The following is a 23255-nucleotide window of genomic DNA, read 5'->3' on the forward strand; positions in this document are numbered from 1 at the left end:
CCCTGTGATTAAACCAATGATAAACCAGACTTTGCTCATTGCGGTTCAAATGCGTAAAGTTATCCTCTTTACCTCTTCTTGATGCCTGCTATGGGAAAACGGGATGCAAAATCGGCTGACTATCAAAGACATCGCCCGTCTGAGCGGCGTGGGAAAATCCACGGTTTCGCGCGTACTCAATAACGAAAGCGGCGTGAGCGAGCGCACCCGCGAACGCGTGGAAGCGGTAATGAATCAGCACGGCTTTTCCCCCTCCCGCTCTGCGCGCGCCATGCGTGGTCAGAGTGACAAAGTGGTTGCCATTATGGTCACCCGCCTTGACTCGCTGTCCGAAAATCTTGCCGTTCAGACCATGCTGCCCGTGTTTTATGAACAGGGCTACGATCCCATTATGATGGAAAGCCAGTTCTCCACAGCGAAAGTAGAAGAACACCTCGGCATGCTGAAGCGCCGCAATATTGACGGCGTCGTGTTATTTGGCTTTACCGGCATTACCGACGCGATGATTGCGCCGTGGCAGGCTTCGCTGGTGCTGCTGGCGCGCGACGCACAGGGCTTTGCTTCCGTCTGTTATGACGACGAAGGGGCGATAAAAATGTTGATGCAGCGCCTGTACGATCAGGGTCACCGCAACATCAGTTTTCTCGGCGTCCCCCACAGCGACGTCACCACCGGTAAGCGCCGCCATGAGGCGTACCTGGCGTTTTGCAAACAGCGCAAGCTGCATCCCGTCGCCGCGCTGCCGGGTCTGGCAATGAAGCAAGGTTACGATCATGCCGCCAGCGTGATCACGCCTGAAACCACGGCGCTGGTCTGCGCCACTGACACCCTCGCCCTCGGGGCCAGCAAATATTTGCAGGAACAGCGGATCGACGCGCTGCAACTGGCGAGCGTTGGCAATACGCCGTTGATGAAATTCCTCCATCCCGAGATCGTCACCGTCGATCCGGGCTACGCCGAAGCCGGACGCCAGGCGGCTTCCCAACTGATCGATCAGATCACCGGGCGCGGCGAACTGCGCCAGATCGTCATTCCTTCCATGCTTTCCTGATCCGCAACTGACCGCTTTCTGTACGCGAATTTGTGATCTTCGCTGCGTTTCGGGAACGTTCCCATTTTTAAATATTCATCGCGGATATATTCTGTCGCCAGTCCAGCAACACCCATTTTCACAGTCATCGCCATGAGGCTTCATGATGAGTAAAATCAAACAAACGGATATCGACCAGCTTATTGCGCTGGTTGGCGGGCGGGAAAACATCGCGACGGTGAGCCACTGCCTGACACGTCTGCGCTTTGTACTGAATCAACCAGCCATTGCCCGTCCGAAAGAGATCGAACAACTGCCGATGGTCAAAGGCTGCTTTACCAACGCCGGACAATTTCAGGTAGTGATTGGCACCAATGTCGGTGATTACTATAAGGCGCTGCTGGCCACCACCGGCCAGGCCCACGCCGACAAAGAGCAGGCGAAAAAAGCCGCGCGCCAGAATATGAAATGGCATGAGCAGTTGATCTCCCATTTCGCCGAAATCTTCTTCCCGCTACTGCCGGCGCTGATCAGCGGCGGCTTAATCCTTGGCTTTCGCAACGTGATTGGCGATGTGCCGATGAGCAACGGCCAGACGCTGGCGCAGATGTATCCGGCACTGAAAACCGTCTATGACTTTTTATGGCTGATTGGCGAAGCGATTTTCTTCTACCTGCCGGTCGGGATCTGCTGGTCGGCGGTCAAAAAAATGGGCGGCACGCCGATCCTGGGTATTGTGTTGGGCGTCACGCTGGTTTCACCGCAGCTAATGAACGCGTATCTCCTCGGGCAACAACTGCCGGAAGTCTGGGACTTTGGCCTGTTCAGCATCGCTAAAGTTGGTTACCAGGCGCAGGTAATCCCGGCACTGCTGGCGGGTCTGACGCTCGGTTTTATTGAAACGCGCCTGAAGCGCATCGTGCCGGACTACCTGTACCTGGTGATCGTACCGGTTTGTTCGTTAATCCTCGCGGTCTTCCTCGCCCACGCGCTGATCGGTCCGTTTGGTCGGATGATCGGCGACGGCGTCGCGTTCGCGGTGCGCCATCTGATGACCGGCAGCTTCGCCCCCATTGGCGCCGCCCTGTTTGGCTTCCTGTACGCCCCGCTGGTGATCACCGGAGTACACCAGACAACGCTCGCCATCGATATGCAGATGATCCAGAGCATGAACGGCACGCCGGTCTGGCCGCTGATCGCGCTGTCTAACATCGCCCAGGCGTCCGCCGTGGTAGGAATTATTATTTCCAGCCGTAAACATAACGAACGCGAAATCTCCGTGCCCGCCGCCATTTCCGCCTACCTGGGCGTTACGGAACCGGCGATGTACGGCATCAACCTGAAATACCGCTTCCCGATGCTCTGCGCAATGATTGGCTCCGGGATTGCCGGCCTGCTGTGCGGCCTGAACGGCGTGATGGCAAACGGGATTGGCGTCGGCGGCCTGCCGGGCATTCTCTCGATTCAGCCCACCTACTGGCAGGTGTACGCCGCCGCTATGGCGATCGCGATTGTTATTCCGATGGTGCTGACTTCGTTTGTGTATCAGCGTAAACACCGTCAGGGCACCTTACAGATTGTCTGACTTCATTTGGGGCGCAGTTGCGCCCCCTCGCATAACCAGGAATTTGCTATGACTACCCTTCCCCATTGGTGGCAAAACGGCGTGATCTACCAGATCTATCCAAAGAGTTTTCAGGATACCACCGGAAGCGGCACCGGCGATTTGCGCGGCGTGACCCGACGTCTCGACTACCTGCAAAAGCTGGGCGTGGATGCCCTCTGGCTGACGCCGTTCTATATCTCCCCACAGGTAGATAATGGTTACGACGTTGCCAACTACACCGCCATCGATCCGGCCTATGGCACGCTTGACGATTTCGACGAACTGGTGGCCCAGGCCAAAGCGCGCGGCATCCGTATCATCCTTGATATGGTGTTTAACCATACTTCCACCCAGCACCCGTGGTTTAACGCCGCACAGGACAAAAACAGTCCGTATCGCGAATTTTATCTCTGGCGCGACGGCTCGCCTGACGCGCCTCCGAATAACTGGCGCTCCAAATTTGGCGGCAACGCCTGGCGCTGGCACGCGCAAAGTGAACAGTATTACCTGCACCTGTTCGCGCCGGAACAGGCGGACCTGAACTGGGAGAACCCGGCGGTGCGCGCCGAACTGAAAAAGGTGTGCGAGTTCTGGGCGGATCGCGGCGTAGACGGCCTGCGTCTGGACGTCGTTAACCTGATCTCCAAAGACCCGCGCTTTCCTGACGACCTGGACGGAGACGGTCGACGATTCTACACCGACGGTCCGCGCGCCCATGAATTTCTGCATGAGATGAACCGCGACGTGTTCACCCCGCGCGGTCTGATGACCGTCGGCGAGATGTCCTCCACCACCCTGGAACATTGCCAGCGCTACGCGTCACTCAGCGGCAGCGAACTGTCGATGACCTTTAACTTTCATCATCTGAAGGTGGATTATCCCGGCGGCGAAAAATGGACGCTGGCGAAGCCGGACATGGTGGCGCTAAAAGCCCTGTTCCGCCACTGGCAGCAGGGAATGCACAACGTGGCATGGAACGCGCTGTTCTGGTGTAACCACGATCAGCCGCGCATCGTTTCGCGTTTTGGCGATGAAGGCGAATACCGCGTTCCGGCGGCGAAAATGCTCGCGATGGTACTGCACGGTATGCAGGGCACGCCGTACATTTACCAGGGCGAGGAGATCGGCATGACCAATCCGCACTTCTCGCAGATCACCGACTACCGCGATGTGGAAAGTCACAATATGTTTGCAGCGCTGCGCGCGCAAGGGCGCGAAGCGGATGAGTTATTGGCTATCCTGGCGAGTAAATCCCGCGACAACAGCCGCACGCCGATGCAGTGGGACGATAGCCCAAATGCCGGGTTTACCACCGGCGAACCGTGGATTGCGCCCTGCGATAATTACGCCGACATCAACGTGGCGGCGGCAGTGGGCGATCCGAATTCTGTGTTCTACACCTACCAGCGGCTGATCGCGCTGCGTAAAGCAGAGCCAGTATTGACCTGGGGCGACTATCAGGATCTGCTGCCCGACAGCCCGCATCTCTGGTGCTATCGTCGTGAATGGCAGGGCCAGACGCTGTTGGCGATCGCTAACCTGAGCGCTGAATGCCAGCCCTGGCAGCCAGAACGCTGGCACGGTAAGTGGCAATGCCTGATGCATAACTACGAGGAAGTCTCGCCGCAGCCGACAACCATGACGCTACGCCCGTTTGAAGCAGTCTGGTGGTTGCGGAAGTAAATCCATACCTCTGTCCTGCCCGGCGAAAGGATTCCCGGGCTGAATGTGCCTCCCGCCTTACCTTCCTGTTTTCGTTGAATAATTAATCAGATTTTTCTCGCAATAATTTACAAACCGCGTAGTGCCCGTCATCTGTACGCTCTGGTTTTTACTTTGCGCTACATCAAGAAAAGTTCAAACACTTTTGATGCAAATCACTACATATAGAATTTAAAATGCACGCCGACCCAATATGTTGTATTAATCGACTACAATTGCTACAACGACAAAACACCGCCTGAGGGCAAAATTGTGGATAACATGGGTCTGGATTGCGGGAAGTCATTGGATAAAGAGATGAATAAGCCCAACACGGCTTCCCCAGCCTCTGTGGATAACCTGTTCTTATAAATATGGAGTGATCATGACACCGCATGTGATGAAACGAGATGGCTGTAAAGTGCCGTTTAAATCAGAGCGCATCAAAGAAGCCATTCTGCGTGCAGCTAAAGCAGCGGGAGTCGATGACGCAGATTACTGCGCCACCGTCGCAGAAGTCGTTAGCAGCCAGATGAATGGACGTAGCCAGGTCGATATCAATGAGATCCAGACTGCGGTTGAAAACCAGCTGATGTCCGGTCCGTATAAGCAGCTGGCGCGCGCCTACATTGAGTATCGCCACGATCGCGATATCCAGCGCGAGAAGCGCGGCCGCCTGAACCAGGAAATTCGCGGCCTGGTGGAGCAAACCAACTCCGCGCTGCTTAACGAAAACGCCAACAAAGACAGCAAAGTGATCCCGACTCAGCGCGATCTGCTGGCCGGTATCGTGGCGAAACACTACGCCCGTCAGCACCTGCTGCCGCGAGATGTCGTACAGGCGCACGAGCGGGGTGATATCCACTACCACGATCTGGACTACTCGCCGTTCTTCCCGATGTTCAACTGTATGCTGATCGACCTGAAAGGCATGCTGACTCAGGGCTTCAAAATGGGGAACGCGGAGATTGAACCGCCGAAGTCCATCTCCACCGCCACGGCGGTGACCGCGCAAATTATCGCTCAGGTCGCCAGCCATATTTACGGCGGCACGACCATTAACCGTATTGATGAAGTGCTGGCGCCGTTTGTCACCGCCAGCTTCAATAAGCACCGTAAAACTGCCGATGAGTGGCAGATTCCGGATGCCGACGGCTACGCGCATTCGCGTACCGAAAAAGAGTGCTACGACGCATTCCAGTCTCTGGAATACGAAGTAAACACGCTGCACACCGCTAACGGTCAGACGCCGTTCGTGACCTTTGGCTTTGGGCTGGGCACCAGTTGGGAGTCGCGACTGATTCAGCAGTCGATTCTGCGCAACCGCATCGCGGGTCTCGGCAAAAACCGCAAGACTGCCGTGTTCCCGAAACTGGTGTTTGCCATTCGCGACGGCCTGAACCACAAGTTTGGCGATCCGAACTACGACATTAAGCAGTTGGCGCTGGAGTGCGCGAGTAAGCGCATGTACCCGGATATCCTGAATTACGATCAGGTCGTGAAAGTGACCGGTTCGTTCAAAACGCCGATGGGCTGCCGCAGCTTCCTCGGCGTCTGGGAAAACGAGAACGGCGAACAGGTACACGATGGGCGCAACAACCTGGGCGTAATCAGCCTGAACCTGCCGCGCATCGCGCTGGAAGCGAAAGGCGACGAAGCGACGTTCTGGAAACTGCTGGATGACCGTCTGGTGCTGGCGCGTAAAGCGCTGATGACCCGTATCGCCCGTCTGGAAGGCGTGAAAGCGCGCGTGGCGCCCATTCTGTATATGGAAGGCGCCTGTGGTGTGCGTCTGAAAGCCGACGACGATGTCGCAGAGATCTTCAAAAATGGTCGCGCGTCGATTTCGCTGGGGTATATCGGTATTCATGAAACCATCAACGCCCTGTTCGGCAGCGAGCACATGTACGACAACGACACACTGCGCGCCAAAGGCATCGCGATTGTCGAACGTCTGCGCCAGGCGGTTGATCAGTGGAAAGACGAAACCGGCTACGGCTTTAGCCTGTACAGCACGCCGAGTGAAAACCTCTGCGACCGCTTCTGCCGTCTGGATACCGCCGAGTTTGGCGTGGTGCCGGGCGTAACCGATAAAGGCTATTACACCAACAGCTTCCACCTCGACGTGGAGAAGAAGGTGAACCCGTACGACAAGATCGACTTCGAAGCGCCTTACCCGCCGCTGGCGAGCGGTGGCTTCATTTGCTATGGCGAGTACCCGAACATTCAGCACAACCTGAAAGCGCTGGAAGACGTGTGGGATTACAGCTATCAGCACGTGCCGTACTACGGTACCAACACGCCGATCGACGAGTGCTATGAATGCGGCTTTACCGGTGAGTTCGAGTGTACCAGCAAAGGCTTTACCTGCCCGAAATGCGGTAACCACGACGCCGCCCGCGTCTCCGTCACCCGCCGCGTCTGCGGCTACCTGGGCAGTCCGGACGCACGTCCGTTTAACGCCGGTAAGCAGGAAGAAGTGAAGCGCCGCGTTAAGCATTTAGGTAACGGGCAGATCGGTTAAGCAGGCAGTATTATTGCCCGGCAGAGCGACGCTTTTCGCAAAGCAACTGGCGCCAGGACAAGGCGGAAAGTCAGTGAATCCCGGGGAGCTTACAGTTGTAAGTGACCCGGGTGAGCGAGCGCGGCCAACGCAGTAATGGCGTCAATTGAGAAGCGAAAATGAATTATCACCAGTACTACCCTGTCGACATCGTCAACGGCCCCGGTACCCGTTGCACATTGTTTGTTTCAGGTTGTGTGCACGAGTGCCCCGGCTGCTACAACAAAAGCACCTGGCGGCTGAATTCCGGTAAACCGTTTACCAAACAGATGGAAGACCAGATCGTTAACGATCTGAACGACACGCGTATTCGCCGTCAGGGAATTTCGCTTTCCGGCGGCGATCCGCTGCATCCTCAAAACGTACCGGATATCCTGAAACTGGTGCAGCGCATTCGTGCTGAATGTCCGGGAAAAGATATCTGGGTGTGGACCGGCTACAAGCTCGATGAGCTCAACGCCGCGCAAATGCAGGTAGTGGAACTGATCAACGTGCTGGTTGATGGCAAATTTGTGCAGGATCTGAAAGACCCGGCGCTTATCTGGCGCGGCAGCAGCAATCAGGTTGTGCATCACCTGCGTTAACAGGCTTGTTTATTTCTGCAACGTACTGAAACTGCGGACAAACACCTCTCAAAAACGGCTCACGCACTCCATCGCCACCGCTTTAAAGTCGGCGAAATTCTGGCAGGCGCACAGGCGCGTCATGGCGCGCTCGCGCAGGAAGGTCACGAAAATATCGTAGATCGCCATCGCTTCTTCGTATTCACTTTTGCTGATGGCGAGTAAAAAGATGACGTGCGCGGTTTCATCTCCCCAGGCAATACCCTGCGGCGCCAGCACCGTATAGACCACCGTTTTTTTCGCCAGCAATCCGAGGGCGTGGGGCAGCGCGATGCTGTCGCCGAGCATGGTACTGACAATGGCTTCACGCTCGACCACCGAATCAAGAAATTCGGCATCGACAAAGCCTTCACGGTGCAACTGATCGCACAGCGTTTTAAACAGCGTCTGCCTTTCCATCTCACCGTCAATAATGCGGAAATGGGCGGCGTCGAAGTATTTGTTCAACATCCACGGACGGGTACGGTCGACCAACACCAGCTTGCCGATCTGCTCCAGTTGATAGTCGGTGGGAAACGGCGCAATCTGCACGACCGGTTTGTCTTTTTCACCGACCCGCGCGGTGGCAATCACAAAATCCTCGGCGATGCTTTCGCGCTGCTCGTAGTCGCGCAGCGTCAGCGTACGGACAATTTCAATCTGCGGATATTTGCGTGCCAGTACCGCTTCAATCATCCGCACCATCGCGTTACCCGCATCGCAGACCAGCAGAACCTTCGGCTGCCGCTGGTAACCAATGTTGTAACTACGTTCAAGCCCTACGCCAATATGCAGCACCAAAAAACCGATCTCATTTTCGCTGATGCTATAGGGAGTGTATTTCCCCCAACTGGAGACGGCCGCCAACGTCATGTCCCACGCCATTGGATAATGCTGTTTGATGTTTTCCAGCAGCGGATTCGGCAGCATGATCTGGTAGCGCACCCGGGTGATCATCGTTTTGATATGGGTCAGCAGATCCGCATGTAATTGCTTGTCATTCAACAAGTTGTAGTTGTACTGGTTATTGATAAAACGCAGGATGTAATTCACCAGCGCTTCTTCGTCGTCGGCGTTGATCGCGCTCGGCGCAATCTCCTGAACCTGGCGGGCGGCAATATGCACCTTTAGCCAGTTTTCTTCCGACACCGAAAGCGGGTGATTCGCCAGATGCTGGATCACACCGGCAATCTCACGCGCCGCCAGGCAGACATTTTCTTCCACTTCTTCGGTGGCAAATTCCGACAGCGGATAGCCTTCGCTGATGCGGCGCACCGCCACCGCACAGTAAAGGCGTAAAAACAGCTCGCCTTCGTCGGTCAGGCGAATGTGAAAACGGTTAAAAATATCCTCAAGGACAGGCTGCAACTGCGACGGCACGCCTGCGTACAGCGCCTCTTCCATCACCAGCGGATTCGCCGGATCCTGCTGTACCAGCGTCCATAACAGATCGGTCAGACAGGCGCGGATCGCCATCTCGCTGCCAAACAGCTTCATGCCATGACGCGGGCGGGTTTCCAGCGTCAAATGGTAACGCTGCAGCCATTCGCGCACGTCCGCCATGTCGTTTTGCAAGGTCGCCCGACTGACAAACCATTCATCAGCTAAATCTTCCAGCTTGATGGAAAAGGCGGAAGTCAGAAAGCGCACCATCAGATGATACACGCGTTCCTGGCTGGTGCGCGGAATGCGTAGCGCGCTGGGCTGCTGCGCCTGTAAGGTCTGAAAACTGGCCGGGTCATCGATCCTGAGCTGATAACCGTTTCCCCGGCTGAGGATAAACTGCGCGCCGTGCTGGGTCAGCAGAGCGTTAAGCGCCGTGATATCGGCACGAACAGTACGCGTGGAGACCGACAACCGCTGCGCCAGCTCATCCTGCGGCAGCGTCTCGTTTTGCAACATCGCAAACAGTTGCGCTAAACGTTGGTTGGGGAATCGCACGTCACTCTCCTCGTTTTTTTAGCCTAAGCACGTCCGGGTGAGCGCCAGCAGCTGGCGCACATCGTCCGGACGGGTATTACCGCTCACCTTATCAATAATTGAACTATAAATGTGAGGAATGATTTTGCTCACACCCGCGTCCAGCGCAATCTGCAAAATCTCGGCATAGTTATCGAGATCAATGCCGCCCGTCGGCTCCAGCCAGAAGTCATAACGCGCACAGGCTTCGGCTACCGCTTTAAATTCATCGCGGCATTTCAGGCCACCCATCGGGAAGTATTTGATGGAACTGCCGCCCATATCCTTGAGCAGGGCAATGGCCGTTTCGACCGGAACTATGCCGTCTGCGGCGCGGCTGCTTAGCGGCCCGGTAGAAATCTTCACCTTTCCCGGCGTGCCGGTAGGCGACACCAGTCCATTCACCACCGTTTCGCCCTGCCCCAGCAGCGCACGGCTGGTCCCCACGCCGGTGAAAACCTGATTGACATGCTGCGGCTGCACCTGACGCGAGATCTCACTCACCATCGCCGACTGGTTCGGGTCGCCCGCGCCAAGCCCTACCGACAGCGCGTTATCGATCAGTTGGGCATACTCGCGCATATCAGCCACGGCGCTGTCGACATCCGGGTAATGTTTAGAGAGCACGCCGACCAGCACATGTCCTTCCGCCGCCGCGTAGATCTCACGGGCGTTATCCTTCGAGCCTGCCAACACGTTCAGGCAAACGCGATCGCGGTAAAAATTAGGGGTCAGTTTCATGCTGTTTTCTCCTGGTTAATCACCTCGCCAATACGGCGCGCCACAATCTCCAGTTGCGCGCGGTCTACGCTGCGCACATCTGCTTCAATAATCCCTTCGTTGGCTTTGTACCCGCGGAAATAAATGGCGTATTCGCCCTGTTTGAGCGCCTCTACCAGTTCGCCGGTCGCGATGCCGGTCACCGCTTCATCGAATTTAATCTCAGCGCGCGCGATGTCGCGTCCGGCGCTGTCCCACACCACGCGGGCGCTTACGCCGTTCAGGGTGTTCAGCGTGTCGATAAACGGCGTCATTTTTTCCACCATTTCCGCCCCGCTCTCTTTTTGCGCGTTCAGGTAAAGCTCAATGGCGCAGGTCAGGCCGAGGATGCCCTCTTTACCGACCTTCATCGCCCGGCCAATGCCCGCCGTCTGACGTTTCACCCATTCCACATACTGGGTTTTGCCTATCACCAGACCGCTGGTCGGACCCTCAATGGCCTTCGCGCCGCTATAGATCACCAGAGAAGCGCCGGCGCGGTAGTAGCACTGCAAATCTTCTTCCGCTGCGGCATCGACGATCAGCGGCAGATTGTGTTTGCGCGCCACCACCACCGCCTGCTCGACGCTGAGCATACTTTTCTGTACGCAGTGGTGAGACTTGATATAGAGGATAGCCGCAGTACGCGGCGTAATCGCCGCCGCCAGTTGGGCTGCGGAGCATTCGTTGGCGTAGCCAGCCTCCACCAGCTTACCGCCGCCGAGCGCCACCATTGTGCCGACCGGCGCGCCGAAATTGACGTTATGGCCTTTCGGCAACACGATTTCGTTCTTTTCTATGGGCGTAACGTGGAGGTTTTCCAGCAACCAGTCGCTGTCCTGCACCAGAACAGCAGCCACCGACTGGGCAATGCCCGCTGACGCGCAGGAGACCACCGTCGCGCCTTCCACCTCCAGCAGTTTCGCAATGTACTCGCCGGTTTTATTCACCAGATCCTTCATTTCAAAGTACTGATTCATCCCGGCCATCGCCGCGTCTACAACTTCCGGGCGCGGCGTGGAAACGCCCAGCGCCGTCATGCGACCCGAAGTATTAATGACTTGTTTTAGATTGTATTTCTCAAAAATTGAAGGCATGTTCCGCGCTCCCTTGTTCGGTCATATAGCCCTTGCCCGCGCGAATCGCGGCAAGCGGCACTAACAGCATTTCAGCCTGTAAGCTGTCGTTTTCAGCATCCACCAGCACGGTGGGCTGGCGTTGAAGCGTAAAGAGGGTGAGATCGGCGTCCAGGCCCGGCAGGAGGCGACCTTTATTTTTCAGACGCAGCCCTTCGGCGGCATTAACGGTCACACAGTCGATGACCTGCGGCAGCGACATGCCGATAGCAAGAAATTTCGACATCACGTTGGCAAGCGAATGCACCGGACCGCTGATGCGGTTGCGGCAATAAATGTCCGAACTGATGGTGTGCGGCAGAATGCCTAAGCTGATGGCGCGCTTCGCCACCGCAAAGCTCAGGCTGGCGGTACCGTGACCGACATCAAGCCGCACGCCGCGCTGAATCGCCCGGGTGACCGAGGCGCGCAACGCCCCTTCCGGCGTCAGAATGCGGTTAGGTTTGCCGTTGTAGCAATGGGTGATGATGTCGCCGGCACTCAGTAGCCCGGCAATGTCATCCAGATTCGGCGGGTTATTGCCGATATGCACCATCAGCGGCAGTTCGCCGTTCTCTTTCTGAATGGCTTTTGCGCGCGCCAGCGGGGTGATGCCGTTTTCACCGACCACACTGCTGCTCATGCGCGCTTTCAGGCCGACGATAAAGTCCGGGTGACGCTTCACCGCCTGCTTTACCGCGTCGGCGTCAATATTCGCCATGTTCGCCAGTTCATTTTGCGCAATCAGCCCGACGCGGGAGACATTAAGCAGCGCATACACCTCCGTCGCCGCGTCGCGGGTAAGGGTGTAGAAATCATCAATATCGTCAGCACCGGTACTGCCTGCATCCACGACGGTGGTCACGCCGGTTGCAATGCCGACGCTGTCTGGCTCGTCATAATAAATGGGGGATTTCGGATAGCAGTGAACGTGAGAGTCAATCCACCCGGCGCTGGCGTAGCATTCGCCGCGTAAGTCGACGGTTTTCACCGCCGGATCGTTTATCTCGCCCAGCGCGGCAATTTTGCCGTCCTTTATCGCGATATCGCATACCGTGTCGTCGACCAGACGTGCACGGCGCAGGAGTAAATCAAACATGTCACTCTCCTGTTTGCGCGGGCGATTCTACGCCCGCCGGGATGATGTGCCGGATAGCGGCGTCACTGCCTTATCCGGCCTGGAGGCGGTCATCAGCTGATCGCGATCGGGAAGATGGAGCCTAAAATCATGGCGCCGAGGATCGCGCCGCCGGTGATCGGTTTTTGCCAGATATAGAACAACAGCGCGCCCAGCAGCGACCCCACGCCAATCGGAATAGAGGCGGTCATCGCGCTCAGAATAATCAACGGTCCCAGGAAACGGCCAGAGGCGTTACCGGCCCCCATCATGACGTCCGCCCCGTAGGTCGAATCGCTCTGGTTGATGGTGAATTTACGCGCCAGAATGATGACGTAACCAATCGCCAGGCCAATCGCCAGACCGGTTACCAGAGAGGCGATAAAGTTCTCGACCGGGAAAATAATGCCAGCGCCGAGCAGCAGCGCCGGAACGCCCAGGCCAACGCCAGTCTGAATGGCCCCGCCGATATCCAGAATCCCTACCAGCGAACCTTCAATAATGCGGGCGAACAGGAAGCTGGCGCCAAACGCCGCAACCGCGCCGTAGGAGCCGGTATCCATCCCCGCCTTCAGCATCGCCACAAAAGCCACTTCGTTAAACGCGCCGATACCGTACAGGTAGTACATGTGCGTCCCGGCAAACACGCCGGAAGAGAGCAGGCCAACGAAGATCGGAAACGACCAGTCGGCAAACCAAAAACCTTTATTCTGTTCCATTGTGGCCTCCGTTATTTGCCGCTAAGCGAGTTGTGGATCAGTTCGAGCCAGTTCGGCACGGTCATATGGAAAGATTCGATCAGCTTCATATCGAAGCCGCGGAAGAAGCCGCTCAGGACAAACAGCAGCACAATGGCGGCCATCATGACTTTGGTGACGTGGTTCCAGCCGCTCTCTTCGACGCCCTTGCCGATCAGAATACCAAGCACCAGCCCCGGAACGGCGTTGCCCATAATCAGCTGCGCCGCGCCGCCGAAAACGGTCGCCCAGAAACCGGATTTCTTACCGGCGTCGATCGCCGCCAACCAGAAGATCACCGGCATCACGGTGTTGACCAGCAGGTTTGCCGCAGGCACCAGCACTTTCACAGCGGTGACCTGCAAGGCTTCCGGCACCGAGGAGGCGGTAAGGTTCAGGAAGGTCACCACGATCATGCCGATGATGCCGCAGGCAATCGCCATCTTTTTCGGATCGTGCAGCGTTTCACCCACGTTGCGGTTTTTGAGCATCAGCGCCGCCGCGCCCCAGTTCGGTATGATGCGGTGATCGACGTCCTGAGTGAACGCCCCCGCCGCCACGGAGGACGCCCAGGCGTTGAAGAAGAAGCCCAGGCCGAAGGAGAAGTGAGAAGCCGGATCCCCTTCGCAGGAGTTCAGTTCCCCCAACGTACGAAATGCGCCCATCCCCTGTGTGGTAGGCGCATGAAACATGCGTGCAGCCCCGGCACCCACACCTACGCCGACCAGGCCGCCGATGATGAGCGATTTTATTAAAATTATCAGGAACATAGTTATGCCTTTTTAACAAGAATCAGCGTTGCGAGACAAAATCCACCTTGTCCAGATTGATGGCTGTCACGTTGACGGTCACGTCCAGCTCCACGCTGTACGTCCGCCTTTCACGGCGCAAAAAGAAGAACAGAAACGCTTCTTTTCGTACCGATTCACGCGCCTGAACAACCTGCACATCCTGTGGCTCAATACGCAGTAAAATATGCGGCGATGCCTTCATGACCGCAGCCTGAACGTGGTTCAGGGCATCGGCAAAGGCGCGCGCTTTGGCTTCGCCTTTCCCGGAGACTCTCACCGTGGTGGTGAATTGTTCTTTCATACTCAGGCGCCGTACTTTTTCTGCCAGGCCTGCACCAGACGTTCGCCAAGCTCTTCTTTATCCATAAAGCCGAAACCCAGCACATTGCAGCCTTCGTTAATCGCCGTTACGCCTTCATCCACTGAGCGCATCCCGTATTTGGCTTTATAGCCATGTTTGTTTTGCGCGGTGATCGCACCTGCGCCGCCACTGCCGCAGAAAGAGATGCCGAAGGTGGCATTTTCCGCTTTCATAACGTCCCCCAGCTTCATATCCGCCGCCACGCCCGGCACCACTACCGCACGGCCGCCCGCTTTCTCGACGCCTGCCGCCACTTTCTGGCCTTTTCCCAGACGATCGCCAATCACAACGGTAATTTGTTCCATTATTTGCTCCTTAAAGATTGTCTTTCGCGACTTCGAAGTGGACCGACAGCAGCCAGGCTTCTTCCTCGGGAAGATTGCCAAACGCCGCCACCACGTCGCGGGCAAGCGCCATTGATTCGGCGGATATTTCATCAAATAAACTGGCTTCCACTTCCGGCAAAGGCTCACCGGTCACTGACCGGTGCGCCATGGCGCGAACATGAGACGTCAGCATTTGTTCCTGTACGGCGTTGGGAATGATGTGATGTTCACGCAGTAATGCGTACACCTGCGCCAGCATGCGATCGGCCAGTGCCGCCGTCTGCGCCACCTGTTCCCCCATGTCGTTCATTACTGCTCCGTTATTCACTCGTCTTACCCCGTTAATGGCTCTGGGTTAAAACTAACGGCGGAGGTAAAAAGTTTGTAGCGAGTTGTTTTCCACTTCGAAGTGGAAAGGTGAGTGGCGATAGTGATCTGTTCCACAGAAAAGGCGGTTTTGCTGATTTATCGCTGGAAAAGTGTGATTTGTATCGAGAAATGAAGCGGAAACGAAAGGAGGAAAACGAACAATGCTATTGATGGAATAAGTTGAGAAGTGTGATGGGTATTACGTTTACTTATGGGTGCGAAGCAATGCCGGATGACGCCGCAAAGCGTCTTATCCGGCCTGTCGCGCGTTTGCCGCCTGAGGCGGATTATTGTCCGGCAATCTTCATTTCCGGCAGCAGGACGGAGCCGCACTGAATATTGCTGCGGGTTTCGATATCGTTACCGACAGTCACGATATTGCGCCACATCTCTTTTAAATTCCCGGCGATGGTGATTTCACTTACCGGATACTGGATTTCGCCGTTCTCCACCCAGAAGCCGGCCGCGCCGCGCGAGTAATCACCGGTGATGCCGCTTACCCCCTGGCCCATCAGTTCTGTCACCACCAGCCCGGTGCCCATCTCTTTCAGCATCTGCTCAAAGCTCAGCCCTTGTCCGGCAATACGCCAGTTGTGAATGCCGCCCGCATGGCCGGTGCTTTTCAGTCCCAGCTTGCGCGCGGAATAGTTGGTCAACAGCCATTGGGTCAGAATGCCGTCTTTAACGATGTCACGGCGTTCCGTACGCACGCCTTCGCTGTCGAACGGTGACGACGCCAACCCTTTACGCAGGTGCGGATGTTCTTCAATTGTCAGCCAGTCGGGAAGAATTTGTTTACCCAGCGAATCCAACAGGAAGGTGGATTTACGGTACACCGAGCCGCCGGCAATCGCGCCAACCAGGTGGCCGAACAGTCCGGTCGCCACTTCATTAGCGAAAATCACCGGCGCTTTCATGGTCGAAAGTTTACGCGGCGCCAGGCGGGACAGCGTACGACGCGCGCACTCGGCCCCAACCCACTCCGGCGTTTGCAGGTCGCCCAACGCGCGGCCAATCGTGTAGGCGTAGTCACGCTCCATATCGCCGTTCTCTTCGGCGATCACGCAACTGGACAGCGAATGACGGGTAGAGCAATAGCCCTGCAGCATACCGTGGCTGTTCCCGAACACTTTAATGCCATAGTGGCTGTTAAAGCTGCCGCCCTCGGTGTTGGTGATGCGCTTGTCCGCCTGTAAGGACGCCTGCTCGGCGCGCGCCGCCATCTCAATAGCTTCGTCCGGGGACACGTCCGCCGGATGGAACAGATCGAGATCCGGCGCATCGAAGGCCAGCAGTTCTTTATCCGCCACGCCTGCGCACGGATCCGGCGAGGTGTAGCGCGCAATGTCCAGCGCCGCCTGTACGGTACGGGCAATCGCCTGCGGACTGAGGTCGGTGGATGACGCGCTGCCTTTACGGTTCTGGTGATAAACGGTAATCCCCAACGCGCCATCGCTGTTGAATTCAACATTCTCCACTTCACCGTAACGTGTGCTCACGCTAATGCCGGTGGTTTTGCTGACGGCGACTTCCGCGCCGTCGGATTTGCCTGACGCTAACGACAGCGCTGTCGAGACCGCTTCTTCCAGAATCTTACGCTGCGCTTCAACTTGTGAGATTACTTTCATCGCAAATGCCATACTGTAGAGAGAGTTTCTCTGAAGTCTAACAGAGAACCGTTTTTCAGTGCGCATCTTAACTGGTAATATTAGCCTCTTTTTTTAAGGAGCCTGAGATGACAAAGCAGCCCGAAGACTGGCTCGACGACGTTCCCGGTGATGACATCGAAGACGAAGACGATGAAATTATCTGGGTCAGCAAAAGTGAAATTAAACGCGATGCCGAGGAGTTAAAACGCCTGGGCGCAGAAATTGTGGATCTGGGGAAAAACGCGCTGGATAAGATCCCGCTGGATGCGGATCTGCGGGCCGCCATTGAGCTGGCTCAGCGTATCAAGATGGAAGGCCGTCGCCGCCAGTTGCAGTTGATTGGTAAAATGCTGCGAAGCCGTGACGTGGAGCCAATTCGTCAGGCGCTGGACAAGCTGAAAAACCGCCACAACCAGCAGGTGGTGCTGTTCCACAAGCTCGAAAACCTGCGCGATCGTTTGATCGTCGAAGGGGATGACGCGGTCGCGGAAGTCCTGAACCTGTGGCCCAATGCCGACCGTCAGCAATTACGATCGCTGATCCGTAACGCGAAGAAAGAGAAAGAAGGAAATAAACCGCCGAAATCCGCGCGCCAAATCTTCCAGTATCTGCGCGAACTGGCGGAAAACGACGCGTAATAGCGTATGGCAATCTGCCGGATAGCGGCGCGTGCGCCTTGTCCGGCTACCGAGATTGCGCATTGTCCAGGCCCGGTAGGCGCCAGCGCCACCGGGTACTGTTTTACTCTGCGGCTGCCGCTTTCTTCGCCAGCCCATCCAGCAACTTCTGGTGGATACCGCCAAACCCGCCGTTGCTCATCACCAGAATGTGATCGCCCGGCTGCGCGGTTTTCACGACCATCTCCGCCAGCGCGTCAACGTCTCCGCTCCAGTGCGCAGGCTGTACGCAGGCCTCCGCCACTTCAGCCACCTGCCACGGAATATGCGGCGGCTGTAGCAGATACACTTCATCGGCGCGGCCTAATGACGGTGCCAGATCGTCCTTACACAGTCCCATTTTCATGGTATTGGAACGCGGTTCCAGCACGGCGATAATGCGCGCGGTGCCGCCCACTTTGCCGCGCAGCGCGGCAAGGGTCGCCAGGATCGCGGTCGGGTGATGGGCAAAATCATCATAGACGGTCACGCCGTTCGCTTCGCCACGCAGTTCCAGACGACGGCGGGCGTTAATAAACGACCCCAGCGCCGTTGCGGCATCCGCAGGCTGAACGCCGACATGACGCGCAGCGGCAATCGCCATCAGGCCGTTGTGCATGTTGTGCTCGCCCACCAGCGACCACTTCACTTCGCCCACTTTTTCACCATCCAGCCACACTTCCCACTCAGAGGCATCGACGTTCAGCTTCTTCGCCTGCCAGTGGCCCTGCTCGCCCACCAGCTCCTGCTCGCTCCAGCAGCCCATCGCCAGCGTCTGCTTGAGGTTAATATCGTGTTCCGGCCAGATAATCCGTCCCTGGCCCGGTACGATGCGCACCAGGTGGTGGAACTGTTTCTGGATCGCTTTCAGATCGTCAAAAATATCCGCGTGATCGAACTCGAGGTTATTGAGGATTAGCGTGCGCGGGCAGTAATGAACAAACTTGGAGCGCTTGTCGAAAAAGGCGCAGTCGTATTCGTCGGCTTCAATCACGAAGAAATCGCTTTCGCCCAGACGCGCTGAAACCTCGAAGTTGCCCGGAACGCCGCCGATCACAAAGCCAGGCTTGTAGCCACAGGCTTCCAGGATCCAGGTCGCCATGCCAGCAGTGGTGGTTTTACCGTGGGTGCCCGCCACGGCCAGCACCCAGCGGTCACGCAGGACAAAATCATGCAGCCACTGCGGGCCGGACATGTACGGGATGTTTTTTTCCAGCACCGCTTCAACGCACGGGTTCCCACGCGTCATGGCGTTGCCAATGATCACCAGATCAGGCTGTGGGTCGAGCTGACTGGCGTCATAACCCTGAATCAGATCAATACCTTGATTTTCAAGTAACGTGCTCATCGGCGGATACACATTGGCGTCCGAACCTGTTACTTCATGACCGAGTGAGCGCGCCAGCATCGCCAGGCCGCCCATGAAGGTGCCACAAATTCCCAAAATATGAATGCGCATACGTCACTATCCTTTTTTAATCTGCGGGCCATTTTACGCATATGTCAGGCAAGTGAGAAACGCATTTCAGGATAATCCGTACTTTGCTGGCGCGATTCACCTGAGCGCAGCCCCTGAAATATTTGTTAAGATTGTTACGGTCGCTTTACTCCATATCAATTGCAGGGAAAGTGTTATGAAAACGTTAGGTGAATTTATTGTCGAAAAGCAGCACGAGTTCTCTCATGCTACCGGTGAGCTCACTGCTTTGCTGTCGGCAATAAAGCTGGGCGCCAAGATCATCCACCGCGATATCAACAAGGCCGGTCTGGTCGATATCCTGGGTGCCAGCGGTGCTGAGAACGTGCAGGGCGAGGTTCAGCAGAAACTCGATCTGTTCGCGAACGAGAAACTGAAAGCTGCACTCAAGGCGCGCGATATCGTCGCGGGCATCGCCTCTGAAGAAGAAGACGAAATCGTCGTTTTTGAAGGCTGTGAACACGCGAAGTATGTCGTACTGATGGACCCTCTGGATGGCTCGTCCAACATCGATGTTAACGTCTCTGTCGGAACCATTTTCTCTATTTATCGTCGCGTGACCCCGGTTGGTACACCGGTGACGGAAGAAGACTTCCTGCAGCCAGGCAACAAGCAGGTTGCCGCGGGCTACGTGGTGTACGGTTCTTCCACCATGCTGGTGTACACCACCGGCTGCGGCGTACATGCCTTTACTTACGATCCGTCGCTGGGCGTGTTCTGTCTGAGCCAGGAACGCATGCGCTTCCCGCAGAAAGGCAAAACCTACTCCATCAACGAAGGCAATTACATCAAGTTTCCGAATGGTGTTAAGAAGTACATCAAATTCTGTCAGGAAGAAGATAAGCCGACCAATCGTCCTTACACTTCGCGCTACATTGGCTCACTGGTGGCGGACTTCCACCGCAACCTGCTGAAAGGCGGGATCTACCTCTACCCAAGCACCGCCAGCCATCCGGAAGGGAAGTTGCGCCTGCTGTATGAGTGCAACCCGATGGCGTTCCTCGCCGAGCAGGCGGGCGGTAAAGCCAGCGACGGGAAAGAGCGTATTCTGGATATCATTCCGGAAAGCCTGCACCAGCGTCGTTCGTTCTTCGTCGGTAACGATCATATGGTTGACGACGTTGAGCGCTTTATTCGTGAGTACCCGGACGCATAAAGATGACAGACGGCATGCGCAGGCCGGATAAGGCGAAACCGCTATCCGACCTGCGTTTTGCCGTTACGCCGTCTGCAGTTTAAAGGTCGCCATCGCGTCGATTAAGGCATGAGACTGCGCTTCCAGCGAGCGGGTGGCCGCAGAGGACTGCTGCACCAACGCCGCGTTTTGTTGCGCGGTTTCATCCATCTGGCTAACCGCGATATTAACCTGCTCAATGCCGCGGCTCTGCTCCTGTGACGCGCTGGCGATTTCCCGCATTAGCGTCGTCATGCGCATCACTTCGCTGGCGATCTCATCCATCGTTTCGCCCGCCTGCATGGCCAGATCGCTGCCTTCGTTCACCTGCGCCTGAGAATCGCCGATAAGCATACGGATCTCTTTCGCCGCCTCGGCGCTGCGGCTCGCCAGGTTACGCACCTCGCCTGCCACCACGGCAAAACCGCGCCCCTGCTCCCCGGCCCGCGCCGCTTCCACGGAGGCGTTCAGCGCCAGGATATTGGTCTGGAAAGCAATGCCGTCGATCACGCCAAGAATATCGGCGATCCGGTGTGAACTGCCGGAAATATCGCGCATTTTCTCAATGACATAACAGACCATTTCGCTACCGCGGTCGGCGGTGTCAGAAACAGACTTTGCCAGCCGGTGCGCCTGGTCGGCGTTTTCCGCATTCTGCTTCACCGTCGCGGTAAGCTCTTCCATGCTGGCGGCAGTTTGCTCCAGCGATGTCGCCGTCGATTCAGTACGCGAAGCGAGATGCAGATTGCCGGCGGTCAGCTCACGACTGCCGGTGTCAATTTGCGCGCTGGCGTCACGGACGCGCCTGACGGATTCACTCAGCGCCACGCGCATCCCGGCAAGCGCCGACTGTAGACGATTGAACTCGGCGCTGGCATAACGACTTTCAACAGACGATAAATCCCCCGTTGCCAGACGCTCCAGTTGCTCAACCGCGTTATCAAGCGGCTTCAGGAGCTGGTTACGCAGCAGCAACCAAACCACCATCAGCAGCGCAATGGCAGTCAGCGTCGCGCCGGTCATGATCCCATAATAGAACCAGGAAGTGATGATGCGGGTGGAGGCGTACATCCCCATACTGCCCGTCAGCAGCAACAGCAGGGTAATCAGCGACAATAAAACCAGCAGGGAAAGTCGTAGGGAGAGGGATTTTGGCATCGTTATTTTCCGGTTGAAGTCTGTACAGAAACTATCGACAACAACCGGAAAAAGTTTAGGTGATTACGCGATGCCCGCGTTTCACTTTGGTAAGACCGAGGGGGATATTCTGCGTACCGGCGCGTTTTGCCGGTTCTCCCACAGCACCGTCAGGCCGCGCTGTAACGCGATGAAGATAAATAACAGGATCCCGATGGCGATTTTCGTCCACCACGAACTGAGCGTGCCGTCGAAATTAATATAGGTCTGAATCAGCCCCTGAATAGCCACGCCGAACAGCGTACCGAGCACTGTGCCGACGCCGCCGCTCAGCAGCGTGCCGCCAATGACCACCGAAGCGATCGCGTCCAGCTCCACGCCAACGCCCGCCAGCGCGTAACCGGCCTGGGTATAGACAGAAAAAACGATTCCGGCGAGCGTCGCCAACCCGGTGGACAGCATATAAATGCGAATAGTGGTGCTGCGCGTTGAAATGCCCATCAGGTTTGCCGAGGTCGCGTTGCCGCCAATGGCGTACACCTGATTCCCAAACCGCGTGCGGTGAGCCAGAAAAATGCCTGTCACCACCACCGCCAACATCAGCAGACCCATTGCGCTCAAACGCCCGCCGCCGGGGATCTTCCACGCCAGGCTGGAAAGGGTATCGTAAACAGGATGGTCAATCGGAATCGACTCTTCAGACACCAGATAGCTGACTCCGCGCAGAAAGAACATCCCGGCAAGGGTGATGATAAACGCCGGGATCTTCAGCGCGTCAATCAGTAATCCCATAAACGCGCCGAAGGCGCAGCCCATCGCCAGCACCAGTGGAAACGCCAGCAACGGCGACACGCCCCAATAACCAATGGCTTTCGCCAGAAATACGCCAGTGAAGGCGATCACCGAACCGACAGAAAGATCGATACCGCCGGAGAGGATCACAAAGGTCATCCCTACGGCGATGATGCCGAGAAAGGCGTTGTCAGTGAGAATATTGCAGATCACCCGCGTGGAGGCGAAGCCGGGAAACTGGGTCAGGCAGTACAAATAGCCCAGCACAAAAACCCCGAGGGTGATCATCAGCGGTAGGTTACGTTTTATCACGACCACGCACTCCTTTTAGCAAACTGATAAAGCGCTGCGACTGGACAATCAGCACGCACAGCACCACGACGGCTTTGACGACCTGATTCATTTCCGGCGGGAATCCGGACAGTAAAATGCCGGTGTTCATGCCCTGAATGATCAGCGCCCCCACCACCGACAAAAACAGGTTGAAGCGTCCGCCCATCAGCGAGCCGCCGCCGATAACCACCGCCAGAATGGCGTCCAGCTCCAGCCATAGCCCGGCGTTGTTGGCGTCGGCGCCGCGTATATCCGCCGCAACGATGATCCCGGCAATCGCCGCGCACAGCCCGCTGAGCACATAGGTGAGCATGACGATGATCCGTGTATTCACGCCGGCGTTTTTGGCCGCGCGAATGTTAATGCCTACCGCTTCAATAAACATACCAAGTGCGGTTTTACGGGTCAGCAACCAGAACAGCAGCAGAGTGATCAACGCCACGATCACCGGCGTCGGAAACAGCAGCAGGGATCCGCTGCCAAACCAGGAGAGCGCAGGCGAGCTAAAGGTGACGATCTGTCCGGAGGTGATCAACTGCGCGACGCCGCGCCCGGCCACCATCAGGATCAGGGTGGCGACAAACGGCTGGATTTTCAGGATCGCCACCAGAACACCGTTCCATAACCCGGCGAGGATCCCCGAGCCAAGCGCGGCGAGCAACACCACCGGCAGGCTGTGTCCGGCGACGGTCATGGCCGCGGTGGTGGCCCCCGCAATGGCCATCACCGCGCCGACAGAGAGATCGATGCCGCCGGTAGCGATCACCAGCGTCATACCGATCGCCAGCAGCGCCACAGGCGCGGCGCGATTGAGAATATCGACAGGGCTACCGAACAGACGGCCATCCTGCAGGACAATCTGGTAAAAATGCGGCGCAACCAGACTGTCCACTAGCAGCACCAGCAGGAGCGCTATCAGCTGCGGCGTCCCGGTCGGCCAGCGAAAGCGTCGCTTTGGCGAGGTGCTTTGCGGGAGAGATTGAGGCATCACAAAAGTCTCC

21 protein-coding genes are annotated in these 23255 nt (G+C 56.8%); 7 read left to right on the top strand and 14 right to left on the bottom strand.

Features of this window, described 5'->3' with window-relative positions:
• Positions 1-103 precede the first annotated feature (103 nt).
• The 5 genes from treR (at position 104) to nrdG (ending at position 7484) form a co-directional block, all read left to right on the top strand.
• Positions 104-1051, top strand: a complete 948-nt coding sequence (gene treR, locus HVX72_RS19120; protein WP_042289426.1) for a trehalose operon repressor TreR — start codon at positions 104-106, stop codon at positions 1049-1051.
• Between the two features lie 145 nt (positions 1052-1196).
• Positions 1197-2615: a PTS trehalose transporter subunit IIBC gene (gene treB, locus HVX72_RS19125; RefSeq protein WP_181823295.1), complete on the top strand. Its 1419-nt coding sequence runs from the start codon at positions 1197-1199 to the stop codon at positions 2613-2615.
• 48 nt (positions 2616-2663) lie between these two features.
• On the top strand, positions 2664-4319 hold the full coding sequence (treC, locus tag HVX72_RS19130; protein WP_181822105.1) for an alpha,alpha-phosphotrehalase: 1656 nt from the start codon (positions 2664-2666) through the stop codon (positions 4317-4319).
• A 403-nt stretch (positions 4320-4722) separates the two neighbouring features.
• Entirely contained in the window at positions 4723-6861 is a 2139-nt protein-coding gene (nrdD, locus tag HVX72_RS19135) for an anaerobic ribonucleoside-triphosphate reductase (RefSeq protein ID WP_042289430.1), read from the top strand.
• A 158-nt stretch (positions 6862-7019) separates the two neighbouring features.
• Positions 7020-7484, top strand: coding sequence for an anaerobic ribonucleoside-triphosphate reductase-activating protein (nrdG, locus tag HVX72_RS19140; protein ID WP_181822106.1), 465 nt, complete (start codon positions 7020-7022; stop codon positions 7482-7484).
• Between the two features lie 48 nt (positions 7485-7532).
• Here nrdG and HVX72_RS19145 read toward each other — a convergent pair whose 3' ends face one another.
• The 10 genes from HVX72_RS19145 to pmbA all read right to left on the bottom strand — a co-directional run bounded on the left by HVX72_RS19145 (position 7533) and on the right by pmbA (position 16676).
• A complete protein-coding gene (locus tag HVX72_RS19145; RefSeq protein ID WP_042289435.1) occupies positions 7533-9443 on the bottom strand; it encodes a BglG family transcription antiterminator in 1911 nt (636 codons plus the stop codon).
• A gap of 18 nt (positions 9444-9461) precedes the next feature.
• Positions 9462-10202 carry a KDGP aldolase family protein gene (locus tag HVX72_RS19150; protein ID WP_042289437.1) on the bottom strand — a complete coding sequence of 247 codons (741 nt, stop codon included), beginning with the start codon at positions 10200-10202 and terminating at the stop codon, positions 9462-9464.
• The gene (locus HVX72_RS19155; protein WP_042289439.1) at positions 10199-11317 is read right to left on the bottom strand and encodes a DgaE family pyridoxal phosphate-dependent ammonia lyase; all 1119 of its coding nucleotides are present in this window, start codon (positions 11315-11317) and stop codon (positions 10199-10201) included. Before HVX72_RS19155 ends, HVX72_RS19150 begins: the two co-directional genes overlap by 4 nt.
• Positions 11301-12434, bottom strand: coding sequence for an amidohydrolase/deacetylase family metallohydrolase (locus tag HVX72_RS19160; protein WP_181822107.1), 1134 nt, complete (start codon positions 12432-12434; stop codon positions 11301-11303). The genes HVX72_RS19155 and HVX72_RS19160 overlap by 17 nt, the downstream gene beginning before the upstream one ends.
• 92 nt (positions 12435-12526) lie before the next feature.
• Positions 12527-13171, bottom strand: a complete 645-nt coding sequence (locus HVX72_RS19165) for a DUF4310 family protein (RefSeq protein WP_042289444.1) — start codon at positions 13169-13171, stop codon at positions 12527-12529.
• Between the two features lie 11 nt (positions 13172-13182).
• Positions 13183-13959 (bottom strand): DUF4311 domain-containing protein, encoded by a 777-nt coding sequence (locus tag HVX72_RS19170; protein ID WP_042289446.1) that lies wholly within the window; start codon positions 13957-13959, stop codon positions 13183-13185.
• A 22-nt stretch (positions 13960-13981) separates the two neighbouring features.
• The gene (locus HVX72_RS19175; RefSeq protein ID WP_042289449.1) at positions 13982-14281 is read right to left on the bottom strand and encodes a DUF4312 family protein; all 300 of its coding nucleotides are present in this window, start codon (positions 14279-14281) and stop codon (positions 13982-13984) included.
• 2 nt (positions 14282-14283) lie between these two features.
• Positions 14284-14646, bottom strand: a complete 363-nt coding sequence (locus tag HVX72_RS19180; RefSeq protein WP_000435389.1) for an SFCGS family glycine-rich protein — start codon at positions 14644-14646, stop codon at positions 14284-14286.
• A 10-nt stretch (positions 14647-14656) separates the two neighbouring features.
• On the bottom strand, positions 14657-14995 hold the full coding sequence (locus HVX72_RS19185) for a glycine dehydrogenase (protein WP_060570912.1): 339 nt from the start codon (positions 14993-14995) through the stop codon (positions 14657-14659).
• A gap of 328 nt (positions 14996-15323) precedes the next feature.
• Positions 15324-16676: a metalloprotease PmbA gene (gene pmbA, locus HVX72_RS19190; RefSeq protein WP_042289456.1), complete on the bottom strand. Its 1353-nt coding sequence runs from the start codon at positions 16674-16676 to the stop codon at positions 15324-15326.
• A gap of 95 nt (positions 16677-16771) precedes the next feature.
• On the opposite strand from pmbA, the gene yjgA reads away from it, so the two are divergent.
• On the top strand, positions 16772-17323 hold the full coding sequence (gene yjgA / locus HVX72_RS19195; protein WP_060570913.1) for a ribosome biogenesis factor YjgA: 552 nt from the start codon (positions 16772-16774) through the stop codon (positions 17321-17323).
• A gap of 103 nt (positions 17324-17426) precedes the next feature.
• Here the strand turns inward: yjgA and mpl are convergent, their stop codons facing one another.
• Positions 17427-18800 carry a UDP-N-acetylmuramate:L-alanyl-gamma-D-glutamyl-meso-diaminopimelate ligase gene (gene mpl / locus HVX72_RS19200; protein ID WP_060570914.1) on the bottom strand — a complete coding sequence of 458 codons (1374 nt, stop codon included), beginning with the start codon at positions 18798-18800 and terminating at the stop codon, positions 17427-17429.
• Positions 18801-18975: 175 nt separating this feature from the next.
• Between mpl and fbp the strand changes: the two genes are divergently transcribed.
• A complete protein-coding gene (gene fbp, locus HVX72_RS19205; RefSeq protein WP_042289463.1) occupies positions 18976-19974 on the top strand; it encodes a class 1 fructose-bisphosphatase in 999 nt (332 codons plus the stop codon).
• A 63-nt stretch (positions 19975-20037) separates the two neighbouring features.
• On the opposite strand, the gene HVX72_RS19210 is transcribed toward fbp, so the two are convergent.
• The 3 genes from HVX72_RS19210 to ytfT form a co-directional block, all read right to left on the bottom strand.
• Positions 20038-21150 carry a methyl-accepting chemotaxis protein gene (locus HVX72_RS19210; protein ID WP_072197150.1) on the bottom strand — a complete coding sequence of 371 codons (1113 nt, stop codon included), beginning with the start codon at positions 21148-21150 and terminating at the stop codon, positions 20038-20040.
• An 81-nt stretch (positions 21151-21231) separates the two neighbouring features.
• Complete coding sequence (gene yjfF, locus HVX72_RS19215; protein ID WP_042289465.1) at positions 21232-22233, bottom strand: galactofuranose ABC transporter, permease protein YjfF; 1002 nt, start codon at positions 22231-22233, stop codon at positions 21232-21234.
• Positions 22220-23242, bottom strand: coding sequence for a galactofuranose ABC transporter, ATP-binding protein YtfT (gene ytfT, locus HVX72_RS19220; RefSeq protein ID WP_042289468.1), 1023 nt, complete (start codon positions 23240-23242; stop codon positions 22220-22222). Before ytfT ends, yjfF begins: the two co-directional genes overlap by 14 nt.
• Positions 23243-23255 lie beyond the last annotated feature (13 nt).

Source organism: Citrobacter sp. RHB21-C05, assembly GCF_013889015.1.
GTDB lineage: Bacteria > Pseudomonadota > Gammaproteobacteria > Enterobacterales > Enterobacteriaceae > Citrobacter_A > Citrobacter_A sedlakii.

Coding starts and splice junctions, on each gene's coding strand:
- nrdD (WP_042289430.1), top strand. CDS start 4,723: ATGACACCGCATGTGATGAAACGAGATGGCTGTAAAGTGCCGTTTAAA.
- HVX72_RS19170 (WP_042289446.1), bottom strand. CDS start 13,959: ATGTTCCTGATAATTTTAATAAAATCGCTCATCATCGGCGGCCTGGTC.
- fbp (WP_042289463.1), top strand. CDS start 18,976: ATGAAAACGTTAGGTGAATTTATTGTCGAAAAGCAGCACGAGTTCTCT.
- HVX72_RS19175 (WP_042289449.1), bottom strand. CDS start 14,281: ATGAAAGAACAATTCACCACCACGGTGAGAGTCTCCGGGAAAGGCGAA.
- HVX72_RS19165 (WP_042289444.1), bottom strand. CDS start 13,171: ATGGAACAGAATAAAGGTTTTTGGTTTGCCGACTGGTCGTTTCCGATC.
- yjgA (WP_060570913.1), top strand. CDS start 16,772: ATGACAAAGCAGCCCGAAGACTGGCTCGACGACGTTCCCGGTGATGAC.
- ytfT (WP_042289468.1), bottom strand. CDS start 23,242: ATGCCTCAATCTCTCCCGCAAAGCACCTCGCCAAAGCGACGCTTTCGC.
- HVX72_RS19160 (WP_181822107.1), bottom strand. CDS start 12,434: ATGTTTGATTTACTCCTGCGCCGTGCACGTCTGGTCGACGACACGGTA.
- pmbA (WP_042289456.1), bottom strand. CDS start 16,676: ATGGCATTTGCGATGAAAGTAATCTCACAAGTTGAAGCGCAGCGTAAG.
- HVX72_RS19210 (WP_072197150.1), bottom strand. CDS start 21,150: ATGCCAAAATCCCTCTCCCTACGACTTTCCCTGCTGGTTTTATTGTCG.
- treB (WP_181823295.1), top strand. CDS start 1,197: ATGAGTAAAATCAAACAAACGGATATCGACCAGCTTATTGCGCTGGTT.
- treC (WP_181822105.1), top strand. CDS start 2,664: ATGACTACCCTTCCCCATTGGTGGCAAAACGGCGTGATCTACCAGATC.
- mpl (WP_060570914.1), bottom strand. CDS start 18,800: ATGCGCATTCATATTTTGGGAATTTGTGGCACCTTCATGGGCGGCCTG.
- HVX72_RS19155 (WP_042289439.1), bottom strand. CDS start 11,317: ATGCCTTCAATTTTTGAGAAATACAATCTAAAACAAGTCATTAATACT.
- HVX72_RS19150 (WP_042289437.1), bottom strand. CDS start 10,202: ATGAAACTGACCCCTAATTTTTACCGCGATCGCGTTTGCCTGAACGTG.
- HVX72_RS19180 (WP_000435389.1), bottom strand. CDS start 14,646: ATGGAACAAATTACCGTTGTGATTGGCGATCGTCTGGGAAAAGGCCAG.
- nrdG (WP_181822106.1), top strand. CDS start 7,020: ATGAATTATCACCAGTACTACCCTGTCGACATCGTCAACGGCCCCGGT.
- treR (WP_042289426.1), top strand. CDS start 104: ATGCAAAATCGGCTGACTATCAAAGACATCGCCCGTCTGAGCGGCGTG.